The following is a 572-nucleotide window of genomic DNA, read 5'->3' on the forward strand; positions in this document are numbered from 1 at the left end:
ACTGCTCCAAGGACGAGTTCTTCGGCAACCCCGACGCGCGGCAGCCGCGCACCAAGGACTTCCTGAACAAGATCCTGCAGCACTGAGACCGGCCGGGCCCGGGCGCATCCCGTATATTGGGGGGCTGGCCACGCCAGCGTTCCCCCCACCCTGGAGTTGCCTTTGCCCGTCACCAGCCTGCAAACGTTTGTGGCCATTGCCAGCCTGATGGGCGCGCTCATGGCCCTGGTGCTGTTCTTCATCCGCAAAAGCTACCCGCCCTCCATCCAGGGCCTGGACGATTGGGCCACTTTTCCCATCCTGTCCATCTTTGCGGCGGCCCTCTACACCACGCAAGGGCATTGGCACCACCTGCTGTCCATGGCCTTGCCCAACCTGCTGGTGGTGCTGATCGCCGTGCTGCAGCTACGCGGCACTTACCGGCATTTTCGGCAGCCGGTCAACCACCGGCTGCTGGTGGCCGTGGTCCTGGGCGCACTGGTCTTCATCCTCGCGACCAGTGGCGAAGCGGCGTACTACGTGCACCGCCTGGCGTTTCTCAGTGGCTTTGTCGGGCTCATGTTCGGGGCGCA

2 pseudogenes are annotated in these 572 nt (G+C 64.5%); both read left to right on the forward strand.

The annotated features are described in order from the left end of the window. Positions 1 to 86: pseudogene (locus HA630_RS01490) on the forward strand (amino acid ABC transporter ATP-binding protein); the annotation flags it as partial. Between the two features lie 70 nt (positions 87 to 156). Continuing rightward, positions 157 to 572 (forward strand): annotated as a pseudogene (locus tag HA630_RS01495) (hypothetical protein); the annotation flags it as partial.

This window comes from Aquabacterium sp. A08, assembly GCF_011742065.1.